General features: G+C 67.5%; 13 protein-coding genes and 3 pseudogenes. 6 read left to right on the plus strand and 10 right to left on the minus strand.

Annotated elements, in window-relative coordinates; genetic code table 11:
- Positions 1–16: 16 nt before the first annotated feature.
- On the minus strand, positions 17–778 hold the full coding sequence (locus BW971_RS00295) for a class I SAM-dependent methyltransferase (protein ID WP_076476228.1): 762 nt from the start codon (positions 776–778) through the stop codon (positions 17–19).
- Between the two features lie 111 nt (positions 779–889).
- On the opposite strand from BW971_RS00295, the gene BW971_RS00300 reads away from it, so the two are divergent.
- A complete protein-coding gene (locus BW971_RS00300) occupies positions 890–2,104 on the plus strand; it encodes a glycosyltransferase family 4 protein (RefSeq protein WP_076475514.1) in 1,215 nt (404 codons plus the stop codon).
- A 10-nt stretch (positions 2,105–2,114) separates the two neighbouring features.
- On the opposite strand, the gene BW971_RS00305 is transcribed toward BW971_RS00300, so the two are convergent.
- From BW971_RS00305 to BW971_RS00340, 8 genes and pseudogenes are all read right to left on the minus strand, one after another.
- Entirely contained in the window at positions 2,115–2,714 is a 600-nt protein-coding gene (locus BW971_RS00305; protein ID WP_076475515.1) for a TMEM175 family protein, read from the minus strand.
- Positions 2,711–3,508, minus strand: a complete 798-nt coding sequence (locus BW971_RS00310) for a pirin family protein (protein WP_076475517.1) — start codon at positions 3,506–3,508, stop codon at positions 2,711–2,713. The genes BW971_RS00305 and BW971_RS00310 overlap by 4 nt, the downstream gene beginning before the upstream one ends.
- Positions 3,509–3,588: 80 nt before the next feature.
- Complete coding sequence (wrbA, locus tag BW971_RS00315; protein ID WP_076475519.1) at positions 3,589–4,188, minus strand: NAD(P)H:quinone oxidoreductase; 600 nt, start codon at positions 4,186–4,188, stop codon at positions 3,589–3,591.
- A 58-nt stretch (positions 4,189–4,246) separates the two neighbouring features.
- Positions 4,247–4,609 carry a GNAT family N-acetyltransferase gene (locus BW971_RS00320; protein ID WP_076476230.1) on the minus strand — a complete coding sequence of 121 codons (363 nt, stop codon included), beginning with the start codon at positions 4,607–4,609 and terminating at the stop codon, positions 4,247–4,249.
- 64 nt (positions 4,610–4,673) lie between these two features.
- On the minus strand, positions 4,674–5,144 hold the full coding sequence (locus BW971_RS00325; protein WP_076475521.1) for a carboxymuconolactone decarboxylase family protein: 471 nt from the start codon (positions 5,142–5,144) through the stop codon (positions 4,674–4,676).
- A gap of 47 nt (positions 5,145–5,191) precedes the next feature.
- A pseudogene (locus BW971_RS00330) lies at positions 5,192–6,168 on the minus strand (pirin family protein).
- 201 nt (positions 6,169–6,369) lie between these two features.
- On the minus strand, positions 6,370–8,130 hold the full coding sequence (locus tag BW971_RS00335; protein WP_076475523.1) for an MmpA family trehalose lipid delivery protein: 1,761 nt from the start codon (positions 8,128–8,130) through the stop codon (positions 6,370–6,372).
- A gap of 75 nt (positions 8,131–8,205) precedes the next feature.
- Positions 8,206–8,541, minus strand: coding sequence for an ArsR/SmtB family transcription factor (locus BW971_RS00340; protein ID WP_076475525.1), 336 nt, complete (start codon positions 8,539–8,541; stop codon positions 8,206–8,208).
- A gap of 196 nt (positions 8,542–8,737) precedes the next feature.
- On the opposite strand from BW971_RS00340, the gene BW971_RS00345 reads away from it, so the two are divergent.
- The 4 genes and pseudogenes from BW971_RS00345 to BW971_RS20785 all read left to right on the plus strand — a co-directional run.
- A complete protein-coding gene (locus BW971_RS00345; RefSeq protein ID WP_076475527.1) occupies positions 8,738–10,135 on the plus strand; it encodes an MFS transporter in 1,398 nt (465 codons plus the stop codon).
- Between the two features lie 110 nt (positions 10,136–10,245).
- Positions 10,246–11,451 carry a lipopolysaccharide biosynthesis protein gene (locus BW971_RS00350; RefSeq protein WP_076475529.1) on the plus strand — a complete coding sequence of 402 codons (1,206 nt, stop codon included), beginning with the start codon at positions 10,246–10,248 and terminating at the stop codon, positions 11,449–11,451.
- Positions 11,448–12,152, plus strand: coding sequence for a nucleoside/nucleotide kinase family protein (locus BW971_RS00355; protein WP_076476232.1), 705 nt, complete (start codon positions 11,448–11,450; stop codon positions 12,150–12,152). Before BW971_RS00350 ends, BW971_RS00355 begins: the two co-directional genes overlap by 4 nt.
- 22 nt (positions 12,153–12,174) lie before the next feature.
- Positions 12,175–12,387, plus strand: a pseudogene (locus BW971_RS20785) (NAD(+)--rifampin ADP-ribosyltransferase); the annotation flags it as partial.
- A gap of 50 nt (positions 12,388–12,437) precedes the next feature.
- On the opposite strand, the gene BW971_RS00365 reads toward BW971_RS20785, so the two are convergent.
- Positions 12,438–13,928, minus strand: coding sequence for a cell envelope lipid trafficking protein PgfA (locus BW971_RS00365; RefSeq protein ID WP_076475531.1), 1,491 nt, complete (start codon positions 13,926–13,928; stop codon positions 12,438–12,440).
- Positions 13,929–14,100: 172 nt separating this feature from the next.
- Between BW971_RS00365 and BW971_RS00370 the strand changes: the two are divergent.
- Positions 14,101–15,066: pseudogene (locus tag BW971_RS00370) on the plus strand (acyltransferase family protein); the annotation flags it as partial.
- Between the last annotated feature and the right edge of the window lie 57 nt (positions 15,067–15,123).

Consider the following 15,123-nt stretch of genomic DNA (forward strand, 5'->3'; position numbering starts at 1 on the left):
CGTCGGGTCCCCTCGCTCAGTCGGATGCGCGGAGCACCAGGACCAGGTTGGTGGCCGCAACCTCACGCAGCGCCGGCACCCGCAGCACCCACCACATCCATCGCGGCAGGTAGCGGGGGAAGGCGCCGACCAGGTGGGCGGTGGTGGCGGTACGCGCCCACCGTAGGCCCTCGGCGGCGGTCACCCGGAACAGCGACGTCCCGTACAGATTCTTCGGCTGATGACCGTGACGTCGGGCGTACCAGCGTGCCGCCCTGTCCCCGCCGGCGTAGTGGGTGAGTCCCATCTCGTGGCCGCCGAACGGCCCGTACCAGAGGGTGTAGCTGATGACCACCAGTCCGCCCGGCCGGGTCACCCGCACCATCTCGGCGGCCATCCGCCACCGGTCGGCGGTGTGTTCGGCGACATTCGATGAGAGGCAGACGTCCACCGACCCGTCCGCGAACGGCAACGCCACCCCTGAGGCCCGCACCGAGGTGCGATGCGGAAGCGCCGCCGCATGCATCTCCGCCGGATCCGGTTCCGCCGACAGGTAGGTGGCCCCGAGGTCGCCGAAACGATCCGCGTAGTACCCCGGGCCGCCGCCGACGTCGAGCACCACGGCACCGTCGAGCGAGTCGGGCAGGTACAGGTCGGCCACCATCTGGGCGGTGTCCCGGGCGAGTGCGCCGTAGAACCGGTCCGGGTCGCTCTGCTCGTAACGGAACTCGTTCAGCAACCCGGCCGCGCGGCGCAGCGTCGCCCGGCGGGCGATCGGCGACTTCGCGAGGCTGCGCACGGCCCAGACTGTAGTGGTCACCGCGGCGGGCTGGCACACGGCCACGACGTGCCGCGCGGCGCACCGACTACCCTCGCGGTGACGTCTCAGGCGTGAAAGGACGACATCAGCGTGCAGAGAGCTCCATCGGCGGTGCCCACGGGTCTGCCTCGGTCGGTGCTGCTGTTGTGCTGGCGGGACACCGACCACCCGCAGGGCGGGGGCAGCGAACGCTACCTCGAGCGGGTCGGCGCCGAACTCGTCCGCCGCGGGGTGCGTGTCACCCTGCGCACGGCGGCTTACCCCGGTGCGCCCGCGACCGAGACGCGTGACGGCATCCGGGTGTCGCGCGGAGGCGGTCGGCTCGGGGTCTACCCGCGGGCATTGCTGGCCATGGTCGCCGCCCGATGGGGCTTCGGGCCGCTGGCCGGGGTGCGACCCGACGTCGTGGTCGACACCCAGAACGGGATACCCTTCTTCGCCGCACTGGTCAGTCCCGCGCCGGTGGTGGTGCTGGTGCATCACTGCCACCGCGAACAGTGGCCGGTCGCCGGCCCACTGCTGCGACACCTCGGATGGTTCGTCGAATCCCGGTTGTCGCCGTGGGTGCACCGTCGCCATCAGTATGTGACGGTCTCGGCGCCGTCGGCGGTCGAGCTACACGACCTGGGGGTGTCTGCGGACCGGGTCGCCGTGGTGCGCAACGGGATCGACCCGGTGCCGCACATCTCCCACGACGAGGTGCGTGCCGGGCATCGCCTCTGCGTGGTGTCCCGGTTGGTGCCGCACAAGCAGATCGAGGACGCACTGGAGGTGGTCCGACGGTTACGTGGCACCGTCCCGGGGTTGCACCTCGATGTGGTCGGCGACGGATGGTGGGCGCCGCGACTCCGGGAACTGGTGCGGCAGTACGGCATCGGCGCACACGTCACCTTCCACGGTCACGTCGACGAGGTCACCAAACACCGGTTGCTCGCGACCACCGACGTCCATCTCATGCCGTCGCGCAAAGAGGGCTGGGGGCTGGCCGTCATCGAGGCCGCGCAGCACGGCGTGCCGACCATCGGTTACCGGCACTCGCGGGGTCTCACCGACTCCGTGGTGGACGGCGAGACCGGCCTGCTGGTCGATGACGTCGACGAGTTGTGCACGGCCACCGCGGTGTTGGTCGACGACCCGGGATCGGCCCGCAGACTCGGCGAGGCCGCCCGCGACCGGGTGGCCGACCTGTCCTGGGGGCGCACCGCCGACGAGCTCGTCGAGGTGTTCGCCGCGGTGGAGGCCGGTCGTCGCGTCGGCCGCCGCGGCGAGATGGCGTCGCTGGACGCGCGGACTCTGACCGGGTAGAAGCCCGCGATCACTGATCGTTGTAGTACCGATCGATTCTCGAATCCGGGATGATCCACAGGATCGCGACGACGACGAACAGGCTCAGTGCGATCCACACCCCGGCGTCTGCGGCTGTCACCACCAGCGCCGCGACGATGCCGACGATGTACAGCACCACGGAGATCTTGCCCTTGCGATCACCACCGAGTGCGACGCGCAGTGCGGAGTCGTCACCCTCGGCTGTCTTGATGACCCGCTGCAGGACGAAGTAGGCGAGTGAGATGAGCAACAGGAGGACTCCGTAGAACACGACCGGTGTGCGCGCGAACTCCGAGTCGTCCATCCACGTCGTGGCGAAGGGCAGCAGCGACAGGAAGAACAGCAGGGCCAGATTCGCCCAGAGGACTCTCCCGTTGATCTTCTGGGTGAGCTGGAAGGTGTGTTGGTGGTTGTTCCAGTAGATCCCGACGTAGACGAAGGACAGCAGGTAGGTGAGCAGACCGGTTCCGGTCGCATGTCCGAGATCGGTGATTCGAGTTCCCTCAGGGGCTTTGAGCTCCAGAACCATGATCGTGATGATGATCGCCAGTACGCCGTCGCTGAACGCTTCCAGTCGTCCCGTCGTCATGGCGCCACACCCGTCACCCGATGGGGAGATTCGACATCGGCAGGCGTGGCGGCCCAGGTCTGACCGGCGAACCCTCTGCTCATCTGCCAGAACAGTAGTTCGCAGTCGTCGAGGGACGTGACCGTGAGGCCTGCACCCGCCGCGACGGTCCGTAGGGCGTCTCCCGCACTCAACTGGTCGCCGTCCACGTCGACCCGGCCCGTGACGACGAACATGTGGCCGAAACGTGCTTCCGGCAAGGATATTGATGCGCCTCCGGTCAATCGAGCCGCATGCAGCGTGACGTACGGGTTTCGGATGTGGGGTACGCCTGGGTCTGTACCCGGGGTGCCCGACGCCAGGATGATCAGCTCACCGGATGCCAGCAGCGAGGCGACATCGCGCTCCGCGTACGCGGGCTTCCCGCCCGGGTACTCCGGCGGTACCCACATCTGAATGACGCGGAGCCGCTCGTGTGTCGATCTCGCGGCTGCGTTGCGTTCGGAGTGGTCGACTCCGCTACCCGCCGACATGACCTGGACGGTGCCGGGGGTCAGCACTCCGGTATTCCCGCCGGAGTCGCGATGCTCGAGCGCACCCTCCACGACCCAGGTCACGACCTCCACGTCCTGGTGACGATGACGATCCAGACCTTCACCGGACTCAACGATGTCGTCGTTGTGCACCATGAGGAGTCCGTGCGCGCCCGTCCGCAGATCGAAGTTGCCCGCCATGGGGAACGACTGCCATGACTCGAGCCACTCGTTGGACCAGTGATACCGGTCGTCGGCCCGGATGACGCGCGACGTGGTCACCGGAACGGCCTGGTCAGCGCTGCCGGTGGCACAACGGATTCATGTCGGATGACAGGGGGCGGCTTCATGAGGACGACGCGTCAGGCGGTCAGCTTGGCGGCCAGGGTGATCACTCGCGTGGTCAGGTGCTGCAGTGCGGTGATTGTTGTCTCGTCGATCTGCTGCTTGTTGTCGGGCCCGGTCACGTGGCTGACGCCGTAGGGATTGCCGTCGACGAACTTGCTGCCGTCGGTGAATCCCGGCGCCACGACGATGCCGCCGAAGTGCATGACCACCTGATAGATCTTCTGCAACGTGGTCTCCTGGCCGCCGTGCAGAGTCTGGCTGGAAGTGTAGGCCGCGTACACCTTGTCGGCCAGCTTTCCCTGGGACCACAGGCCACCGAGACCGTCGAGGAAGGCTTGGAAGGGTGCGGCGACGTTGGAGAATCTGGTGGGCGACCCGAAGATGACGGCGTCTGCCCAGACGATATCGTCACCGGTGGCCGCGGGCAGATTCGCGGTGGCCTCGTAGTTCGCCTTCCATGCCGGATTGCCGTCGAACACCGATGGGTCGACAGTCTCGGCGATGTGCCGGACACGTACTTCGGCCCCGAGTTCCTCGGCTGCTGCGCCGATGACCTGGGCCATCGTTGTGCCGTGTCCGGTGGCGGAGTAGTAGATCACTGCGAGCTTGGTCATCAGGTGCTCCTCTGTGCGTGGGGTCTGCAGTGGTGGTCGCGATCACTATCGCAAGCGGTCACGATTGCTGCCGACGTGCCTTCGCGGCGCGACGATGCTCCTCCGTCGGCTCGATCACATGGTCGGCGTACTCGGGGTGTCGGGACAGCCACCTCACCACATAGGGGCAGATGGGAACGATGTCGCGGCCTTGGTCGATCACGTCGTCGAGCACACGCTGGACGAGTACGGATGCCAACCCTCGTCCGCCGTACGCATCGTCCACACCGGTGTGGATCAACACACGCTGTGCGCGTCCGGCGGCGGGGGTCAGATCGGTGTAGATCTCTTCGCCGATCACCGCGGCTCGGGACTCGATGGTGGTGAGTACGTAGCGTTGTTCCTCTGGGCGGTCTCGTACGTCGACTGTCTCGTCGTTCACGGTCATCCTCACGTTCGGTGGTCGCCCGCGACTCGCGCCCGCGAGCGGGTGGTCTGGGGTGGTGTCACACAGGTTTGTCGTCGGGTCCGCGTGGGCGAACCGGATGCTCGCTGAGCACCGAGATGCGGTTGAACATGTTGATCGCCACGGCAACCCATTCGGCCGCAACGAACGCCTCGGTGCCCAGAACCCGGTGTGCGGCCAGCAGGTCGGCCCGAGCGTCGTCGGTCAAGGGCAGTATGGTGGACGCCTCCGCGACGGCCAGGACCGCGGATTCGCGGTCGGTGAAGAGGCCACTGGCCCGCCACGCCGGCAATAGATCCAGTTTCTGTTGCACGATCCCCGCGTGTCTGGCCTGTCTGGAATGGAGGTCCACGCAGAACGCACAGGCGTTGAGCTGTGACGCCCGGACGTTGATCAGTTCGGTTTCGCCGCGGGTCAATCCGTGTTCGGCGACCTGCTCGTGGACGACACTCGAGACGGACTGGGCCGCAGCCCATGCCGCGGGGGCAGCCTTGTCGAGAAGAGTTGGCACCGTCTACTCCTCCGTATGCGGGCTCGTCGCCCCGGCGCGGAGCCGGTTCACGACCGACCCGTGGTGTGCGGCATCAGTGCGTCCGGCGGGATCACGCCGAATCGTCCGGCCTGGAAGTCCTCGAGTGCCTCGACGAGTTGGGATTTCGTGTTCATCACGAACGGACCGTACTGGACGACCGGTTCGGGATCGGTCGTCCGCCCAGGAGGAGGACTTCCATGGCCGGTCGGTGCGCGTCCTGCGTCACGTCCGCCCGGACGGTGATCCGGTCGCCCTGTCCCAACCGAGCGAGTTGTCCTTGTCGGACCGGCTGTGCCGCCGGGCCGACGGTTCCGCGACCGCTGAGGACGTAGACCAGCGCGTTGTAGTCGCGTTCCCAGGGCAGCGACACCGCGGCCCCTGGCGAGATCGAGGTATGGACGAAGTTGATGGGCGTACGCGTGACCCCGGGCCCGCGATGACCGTCGATGTCACCGGCCACCACCCGGATGAGCGCACCGCCGTCGGCGCTGGTGAGCAACATCGCCTGTGCGCCCTCGAGGCTCTGGTACGCCGGGGTGGCGAACTTGTCCGCGGCGGGCAGGTTGACCCACAGTTGGATACCGTGAAAGGTTCCGCCCGACTCCACCAGTTCGGCAGGTGGGGTCTCGATGTGCAGGATGCCGGCGCCCGCGGTCATCCACTGGGTGGCGCCGTCGGTGATGACGCCGCCGCCGCCGTGGCTGTCCTGGTGCTGAAATTGACCATCGATCATGTAGGTCACCGTCTCGAAGCCCCGATGGGGGTGCCAGTCGGTGCCTCGAGGTTCGCCGGGTTCGTATTCCACCTCGCCCATCTGGTCCATGTGGACGAACGGATCGAGGTCGCGGGCGGACACGCCGGCAAAGGCCCGCACCACCGGGAATCCCTCGCCCTCGAACCCGCGCGGGCCGGTGGTGATCGCGTGGACCGGACGCTCGGTGTCACCCGGGTCGGCGGCGGTGAGATGGGGTAGGTGCAGGGTGTCGGCGGAGATTGCGGGCACAGCGTCCTCCTCGGGTGCTGGTGAAGTCGGTCATGGGATATAACCGGACCGGGGTCCGTTTATTCCGCCGGGCTTCGGAGGTGACAGCGGTGACCGGCCCGGCCCACCGGTTGTTGTGCGGTGGAGGACGTCGGATGCGACGCCACCCATATCGGCGACGCCACGTTCGACCCGCGCATTGCTGCCGGATGGTGACAACGTCTACGCGGCATCGGTTATCGCGCTCTCCGACCGACGTCTCGGTGATGGCGTTCTTCGGCAGGTACCCACAACCCCTGCCGCCAGCAGTGCGAGCCACACCAGGTGCGCCACCCACATGGCGGTGCGAGCCGCTGTGCCTGCACGATGGTCGGCGGGGCCCGATAGTCGGTACAACGCCAGATCATTGCTTCGCAGCACGGGCGTGGCCTGGGCCAGCGTGCGCCGCATCGGTGCGGTGACCGGCGACTGATCGGTCTCCACCAGCACCCAGCCCACGCCTTCCCGGGCCAACACCGCGGGCGGTGCGCCGCCGCGCAGCGCGTCGACGACCCGCCGCGCCCGCCCGGTTGCCGCGTCGACCACCCGGCCGTCCACCGACAGTTCACCGGTCGCCACCACGTCCGCCCGCAGCAACCGGGGAGCGGGGTCCAGCGACACCCGCCGGTCGGTGAACGCATAGCGACGATTGGAACCCGACGGCAGCACCGCCACGTCGCCGGAGTCGTCGGGAACGGTGGCGGCCACCCGCGCCCAGTCGGCGGGATAGTGCACCGGACGAAGCTGTCCGCCCACCCCCCACGCCAGATCCGGCAGCGGGAGCACGATCAGCATCAGCGCGGGCACCAGCGCGGCGCCGCGCGGCACCCATCGGCCCAGCCACTGCACCCCTGCGGCCGCGGCCAGCGCGTACAGCGGCAGCACCAAACCCAGCCACTTCTGGGTGTCGCGGAACAGTCCCGCGCCCGGGATCGTGTCGATCACCCATCGCAGCACCGAGAGGCCCGGTGGGGTCGCGGCGACCACCACCACGACCAGCGTGACCACAGCCACCACCGCACACGCGCGGACCGCCGGTATCCGTCGCCGCCGCCACAGCACCGTCGACCCCGCCACCACCAGCAGCAACAGGCAGGCGGTGGCCACCGCCGCCCAGGCGCCGGTACGGCTGGCCGGCACCGATCCGGCGTTCCAGATCCCACCCAGTCCCAGCGCGGCGCCGACCGCGCCGAGGGCTGGTTCGGCCCGGATCGCGAAGGCCGACACCGCACCCGGGTCGGAAGTCGCCGGCGCACCCCCCAGAGCTGCGGCCAGCATCCACGGCATCGCGGAGACCACCCAGATCCCCACCGCGGTCAGACCGGTGCCGCGCCTGCCGTCAGCCGTCGTGGGCACCACCAGCAGGGCGACGACGACGATCAGGCCCACCACCGATCCGGTGGGGGTCAACCCGGCTGCGGCCAACCACCCGGCCAACGACACCCACGACGACCACCGCGCCTCACCGGAGCGCAGGTCGAGGGAGATCACCCCCAGCCAACCGAGGGCCGCATAACCGGCGAGCAGACTCCATTGACCCTGCAACAACCGCTCGGCGATCAGCGGATTCCACATCGACAGCACCGCCGCGGCCACCGCACCCGGGGTCCCCGCGGCGGGCAGTACCCGCGCGGCCAGACATCCGAAACCCATCGCGCCCAGGGCGATCGCCACCCAGGTGATCCCGGCGACCACCCAACCACCGTCGACCAACCCGCTCGCCACCGCGACCAACCAGTCCTGCGGCACGGCACGCGGGGCGGAGTCGGCCAGACCCAGAGCGGTGTCGGTGACGAACGATCGTGGGGTCGAGACCGCATCGGCGTGCAGGAGGTAACCGCCACCGAGGACGGGCCACAAGATCACTGTCGCGACTGTCGCGCCGGTCAGAGCCAGGATCAGACGAGCGCGCCGAATGATCGGTACCCGCCGCCGTGTGCTCATCGTTGCCACCGTATCGGGCGAGCCGTCGTGCCGTCGCCGTGGACCAGATGTCAAGTGGTGAGCCGATTCCTGATGTCAGGACTTCTCGATGTCAGCGTGATAAGCGCGAGTGATGGCGGGGATGACACCCGGAAACCTCGACTCCAGATCGTCGAGTCGGAGTGTGGTCCACTTCCTCCGGCCCTCTTCGCGTTGACGGATCACGCCCGACTCCCTCAGCACGCGGAAATGATGGGTCAGCGTCGAAGGCGCAACATCGACATCGAAGGTGCCGCACGGCCGCTCGACATCCTCCAGAAGTGTCAGGACGATCTCCATCCGAGTCGGATCCGAGAGCGCATGGAGAACATCCAGCAGGTCGATCTCCTCGACCGATGGGTGATCGATCTGCCCTCGTAACCGCGTCCGCATGAAGACCTCTCTGGGATCTCGACAACCGTTCGACAACCATCGTACTGAGCGGTAGCGTGTGCTGTTAATACGACGTTCGACGAACATTATTGGAGTTCCGATGCCGACTTCGCCCCACTCAGCGTCTCGGGTTACCGGACCGGTGCCCGCGTCCTCGCCGTCTCCCAGTCCTTCAGGTCACCTGCACCGTTGGTCGATGCTTCCGGTGGTGCTCGTGGCGATGTTCATGGCGCAATTCGACCTCTACGTGGTCAACGTCGCCCTGCCGGTGCTCCAACACGAACTCGACGCATCCCAAGCGTCACTCGAGTTGATCGTCGGCGGTTACGCGTTCACGTACGCGGCCGGCCTCATCACCGGAGGCCGACTAGGAGACCACTATGGACACCGAAACGTGTTCCTCATCGGAATGCTGCTGTTCGGTGTGGCCTCGCTGTTGTGCGGGGTCGCACAGACATCCGCTCAGCTGGTCGCCTTCCGCCTGATTCAAGGGGCGACCGCAGCGATACTCGTGCCGCAGGTTCTCGCGCTGATCACCCGTGCTTTTCCGCCGGTCGAGCGATCCAGGGCATTGTCCTGGTTCGGGGTGACGATGGGCGTCGGAGCGGTTGCCGGCCAGGTACTCGGTGGGGTGTTGTTGAATGTCGACATCCTGGGTCTGGGCTGGCGTGTCATCTTCGTGGTCAATGTCCCTATCGCCGTCGTGACCGTGCTACTCGGACTGAGAATTCTTCCCCACCACGTAGCGACCGGTCCCGCGTCGTTCGATGTCCTTGGTGCGATGGGGATCACCGCATCGTTGACGTCGATACTCGTTCCGTTGGTGATGGGACGAAGCGAGCACTGGGCGCCTTGGACATGGATCTGCCTTGCGCTGTCGATCCCTCTCCTTCTCGTGACTGTGGTACGTGAACGCAGGTTGGAGCACCACGGTGGGCGCCCGATCATCCCGCTGAGCCTGTTCACCGAGAGGGCCTTCAACCTCGGATTGGGTACCTCGATCGCCTTGTTCGCCTCATTCTTCAGCGTGGTGTTCACACTGACGCTGGTCATGCAGAACGGCCTGGGTATCAGCCCATTGATGGCGGGGTTGACATTCGCTCCGCTGGGGATGGCGTTCGCCGTCGCATCCGTGCTCGCCAAGAAGCAGATTGTGCAGCACGGCCCCGTCGTCATCGCTGTCGGCACCGCCATCGTCATCCTGGGGCTGACAGCTCTCATCATCGTCGCCTACGGGGTCGACGTCCGTCTGTCGGCACCCATGCTGATCGGTCCGATGATCCTCATCGGTTTCGGTAACGGCGTCGCGGTGCCGGCACTCATCGGAGTTGTGCTCACCACGATCAGCCCCCAGCACGCCGGCTCCGCAGCGGGTGTTCTGACCACAGCGCAGCAGTTCTCGAGTGCCATCGGCATCGCTGCCATCGGGACCGTTTTCTTCGCCGTACTGGGACCAGGGAAGAGAGCCGGCGTCCACGCTTACGCGACAGCGCTTGCCGGCGCCTCCATGTGCAGCGTCGTGTTGGCTCTGGTGGGAGCGGTCATGACCATCCTGCTGGTGCGGATCCCGAAGAGAGCGTCGATCGACGGATGACGTGTGGCTTCAGCCGCGCGCCCGCGATCTGCCCTCGCTCGAACAGCCGGGTTCGACCGCGCCCTGGCCACCCCGCGGATCTGTCCTGCCGGCGATGGGACACTGTGACGATGGCGACCACCTCGACCACCCACGCCACCGGTGCGCGGACGTTGGGTCGGGTCGCCGCGGGCACGATGGTCGCGAACGTGTGCGCCTACCTGGTACACATCCCCGCCGGTCGGTTCCTGGCCCCCGACGATTACGGCCAGTTCGCGGTCCTGCTGCAGGCGCTGTTGCTGCTCGGGGTGCCGGCGTTGGCTCTGCAGGCGGTGACCGCGCGCGAAGTGGCGCGCGGTCGGGAGGTCACGGCGGTGCTGCGACTCGGTGCGGTCACCATCGGTGTGGTGGTCGTCGCCGCGATCGTGGCGGTGCCGATCATCTCGGCGGTCGCGCACACGGGGCTCATTGCCACCGCCGTGGCCGCTGCGTCCGCACCCGTGCTGGTCGCGATCGCGGTGGGTCAGGGCATCTACCAAGGACGGCAGCGGTTCTCCGAGCTCGCGCTGGTGGTCGCCTGGGTCGGCATCGCCCGCACGCTACCCGCGATCGTCGGCCTGGTGCTGGGCGCCGGCGCCACTGGTGCGCTGTCGGCGATGCTGGTCGGCGGTGTGATGGCGGCGGTGGGGCTCTGGTTGCCGTTGCGATCGGATCTGCACGGGGGTCGGACCTCCGCGCTTCCCGTTCGCACTGTGCTGGCCGCATCGTCGGTACAACTCGTGTTGACCGTACTCACCTCCGTGGATCTGTTGCTCTCGCGGACGGTGTTGTCCGATCACGACGCGGGGGTCTACGCGCTGGGCACAGTCGCCACCAAGGCGGCGTTCTGGTTGCCGCAGGCGGTGGGTGTGGTGTTCTTCCCCCGGCTCGCCGATCCCGTCGATTCCCGGCGGGCGCTGCGCACCGCGCTCATGCTCACCGGTGCACTGGTCGCGCTGTCGGTGATGGGCGCCGCGGTGGCCGGCCCGCTGGTCCCGGTGCTCGTCGGCGAGGCGTACCGCCCGGTCGCGGGATTACTGTGGTTGTTCGCGCTCGCGGGCGGGGTGCTGGCGTTGCTACAGGTGGGGTTGCTGGGTGCCATCGCCCGTGACCGCACCCGGGTGAGCGTGATCCCGTGGGCGGTCGCGGTTCTCGAGATCGTCGCGGTGCTGACCGTGGCGCACACCGTGCTCGGGCTGCTGATGGTGACTGTGACGGCTGCGGCACTGTCGGCGTCGCTGACCCTGAACCTTGCCATGTGGGGTGCCGCGGAACGATCACCACGTCGATCGCGATGACCGGTCATCCGCCGCCCGGCCCGCCGACGACGATGGACATCGGACAGCTCGTCGACCGGGCACACGACCTCTCGTCCACCGGGGAACGGCGACTGCTGGGCATCACCGGGAGTCCGGGCGCAGGCAAGTCGACTCTCTGCGCAGCCCTGCGCACCGCTCTCGATGGACGTGTCGCGGTGGTGGGTATGGACGGATTCCATCTCTCCGACGACGAGTTGCGTCGCCTGGGCAGGCGCGAACGCAAAGGAGCGCCAGACACATTCGACGTCGGCGGATACATCGCACTGCTCCGGCGGTTGCGGGGTCAGTCCGATGATGTCGTCTACGCGCCCGAGTTCGACCGGTCAAGCGAGATCTCCATCGGCAGTTCGGTGCCCGTGCCACAGTCCGCGCCGCTGGTGGTGACCGAGGGGAACTATTTGTTGTACGACGCCTTCGGGTGGGCAGAGGTAGCCGGGCTGCTGGACGAGACCTGGTTCCTCGACGTCGCACCCGTCGACCGGCGGGAGAGACTGATGACCCGTCGTCGGTCGTACGGTGACACCACCGAGCAGGCGGGGGACTGGGTGATGCGCGTGGACGAGGTGAACGCGGCACTCGTCGAGGACACTCGTCATCGGGCTGATCTCATCGTCCGCATCGCTTCCGAGCCCGGGGGCCGAGGCGGCACGGGAAGCGGAGTCGCCGGTCGCAGCGCGTGATCTCGACGAGTCCGGTGCGCTTCTGCACGGGACCAAGGCCGATCTCGGCATCGGTGACCTGCTGACAGCGGGTCGACCGTCGAACTTCGAAGCCGAGCGAATTGCGAACCACGTCTACGTCACCCGCACCTTGGACGCTGCGGTGTGGGGTGCGGAGCTCGCGGTCGGCGACGGGCCGGGCCGCATCTACATCGTCGCCGGGAGGTCGTCGAGCGATGTGCGTCGCACCGACAGAGTGCGCCGGTGACGATGAACGCGACGCCGCGCAGCGTGAGACGTCGAGCCTCAGGACGTCGGCGGACGCCAGTCGTCGTCGGATTCGTGACCGGTGCCGTGATCGGGGTGCCGGTAGTCCCAGTCTGCTCCGTGCTCGTCGGTCACACGCGGGATGTTCTGGGTGGCATCCGGATCCGCGCGGTACACGTCCGGATTCTGCTGCGCACCCGGATTACCGTGGACGTCCCGGCCCTTGTCCAACACCACGGTGGTGTCGTCATGAGGACGTGAGTGCGCAACCGCGGCACCGGCGCCTGCCGCACCAGCGCCCGCCGCCCCGGTGACCGCCGCGGTCTGCCCACCGCTCGCCACCCGGCCGAATCGGCCCTGGCCGCCACCGTTGCCGCGACCACCGCGGAACAGGAAGAACAGACCGGCCAGCAGGGCCAGCACGCCCAGGATCGCGGCGACGATCGGCAACCAACGACCCCACAGCGACAGTGGGCTGTCGAGGTCACGCGCCTGCTTGGCGGTCGCCTCCTGTGTCTTCTGGTCGTAGGCGAACTTCGCATCGAGGTTTGTCAGTGAGTAGTTCTTCAGCGCGGCCGGGGCGTCGTCGCTGAACCCGCTGAACTTGTAGTTCTCCTGCACGTGCTCGACCATGTTCACGATCGTCCCGGTGTCGGGATTGACGTACAGGTCGCGCGTCGCCTGGTAGAACAACGTCGCAGGCAGTTCCTGTTTGGGATCGACACCCTTGAACGTGCCGAACCACGACGCGGGTTTGCTCAGCACTGTGCCCTGCACCTGCTGGCCGTTGGCGTCCTGCAGTTGGCTGAGATCCGTCTCCGGCACGTCCTGGGTGAAGTGGTAGGTCTTCACACCGCGAACCTCGGCCGAATCGACGTACTTGAGGTCGTGGGCGCTGCGAGTCGTCAGATCGAAGTACTTGTACTTGTTCGACCTCTTGGTGTCGAAGGGGAAGCGGTACTGGAAGCCCGTGCGGTCGGGCACCGACACCGTGGGTGCGGCATCCCCCGACGACGTGGGCGGGGTGACCTGCAGCTCCGAACTGCCGCCGCCCGCGGAGTTCGGCCGACCGGTCTCCCGATCGACGGTGACGCGGTCGACGGTGGCACCCAGCAAGGACCCGGGGCACGAACCATCCGTGCCGTCTCCGGTGGGCGACACGGTGTCGTTGCCGTTCTGGATCTGGTTGAGCTGTGTCGATTGACCGGCCTGCAGGGTGACCTTGCTTCCGCTGGCCGGTTCCACGGCAACCACCCGCTGTTGGCGGGTCAGGTTGGCAGGCGACACCTCCGACTTGCGGGCTTTGATCGAACACGGGTTGAGCAGCTTCGCCGGCAGCGCGTCGGTGCCGTCGCTGCCATCGATCTTCTCCGACGTCGCGACGGTGGTGAGGTCGTAGTCCATCGGCGTCTTCTTGAACACCCCGACGAAGTAGAGGGGGAGGGCGATGGCCAATGCGATGAGCAGGACGCCGAGGAAGATGAGCGCGGGGCCCACCAAGTCCTTGACCGACAATCGGCCTGCTGCCATCAGTGCGCTCCCTCGTCGTGCCGGTCGGCTGTCGATGTGAACCGTCGGTCGGTCGGAACCGCCGGACGGTGTGAACTCGATTGCTGCGACATTAACAGTTGAACTGCTGGGTAGATTGGCGCTGATGTCTGCGTCAGCCGCCGGTGCCGGATTTGTGTCGTCCCTGCAGGGAATGCGCGCGGTTGCCGCGATCGGGGTGCTGACCACACACGTCGCCTTCCAGACCGGGATGGTCGGCACCCCGGTGCTCGGCCCCGTACTGGGCAGACTGGACCTCGCGGTGGCCGTGTTCTTCGCGCTGTCGGGTTTCCTGCTCTGGCGTCCGCACGCCGAGGTGGCACACGGAACCCCGGGCACGCGGGCGCCGGGTCTGCTGCGTTACGCCCGGCACCGCGTCATCCGCATCTGGCCCGCCTACCTGGTGGTGGTCGTGGTGGCATTGCTGCTCCTACCGGACGCACGGGGCGACAGCTCCACCGTCTGGCTGGCCAACCTCACCCTGACGCAGATCTATGTCCCGCTCACCCTCACCGCGGGTCTGACCCAGATGTGGAGTCTGGCGGTGGAGGTGTCCTTTTATCTGGTGCTGCCGTTCGCGGCCGTCGCGATGCGCCGATTGCATGGACCACGCGCCCGATGGCGGACGCCACTGGTGCTCGTGGTCGGGCTGCTCGCGTTCGCCTGGGCCCCGATCTCGGAGATGTTCCCGCTGACACCGGGCGTGTCCGCGATGGGCTGGTTGCCGGGGCATCTGCCCTGGTTCGTCGCCGGTGTCCTACTCGCCGAGGTGGTCGCGGCCCGCGACTCCGGACGACGTCCGACGTTGCTCGTCCGCTTCGGCGCGCGACGCGGACCGATGGCGGTGGTCGCGGTGGCCGCCTACGCCGCCGCATGTACTCCGCTGGCCGGCCCGACCGGACTCGGTGCGGTGTCGGCGGCCGCCTTCGTCGGCAAGATCGCACTCGGTGCCGTCCTCGCCTTCGCATTGCTGGCGCCACTGGTACTCGCCACCACCCGACACCGCCTACTCGACTCCGCGGCCATGCAGGCCCTGGGCCGATGGTCGTACGGCATCTTCATCTGGCATCTGGTGATGCTCTCCGCGGTGTTCTCGCTGTTCGGGATCGTGCCGTTCGACGGTTCGATGCCGCTGGTCTGGGTGCTCACCGCTCTGTTGAGCACGGGGATCGCCGCG

The organism is Williamsia sterculiae (assembly GCF_900156495.1).
Lineage (GTDB): Bacteria > Actinomycetota > Actinomycetes > Mycobacteriales > Mycobacteriaceae > Williamsia_B > Williamsia_B sterculiae.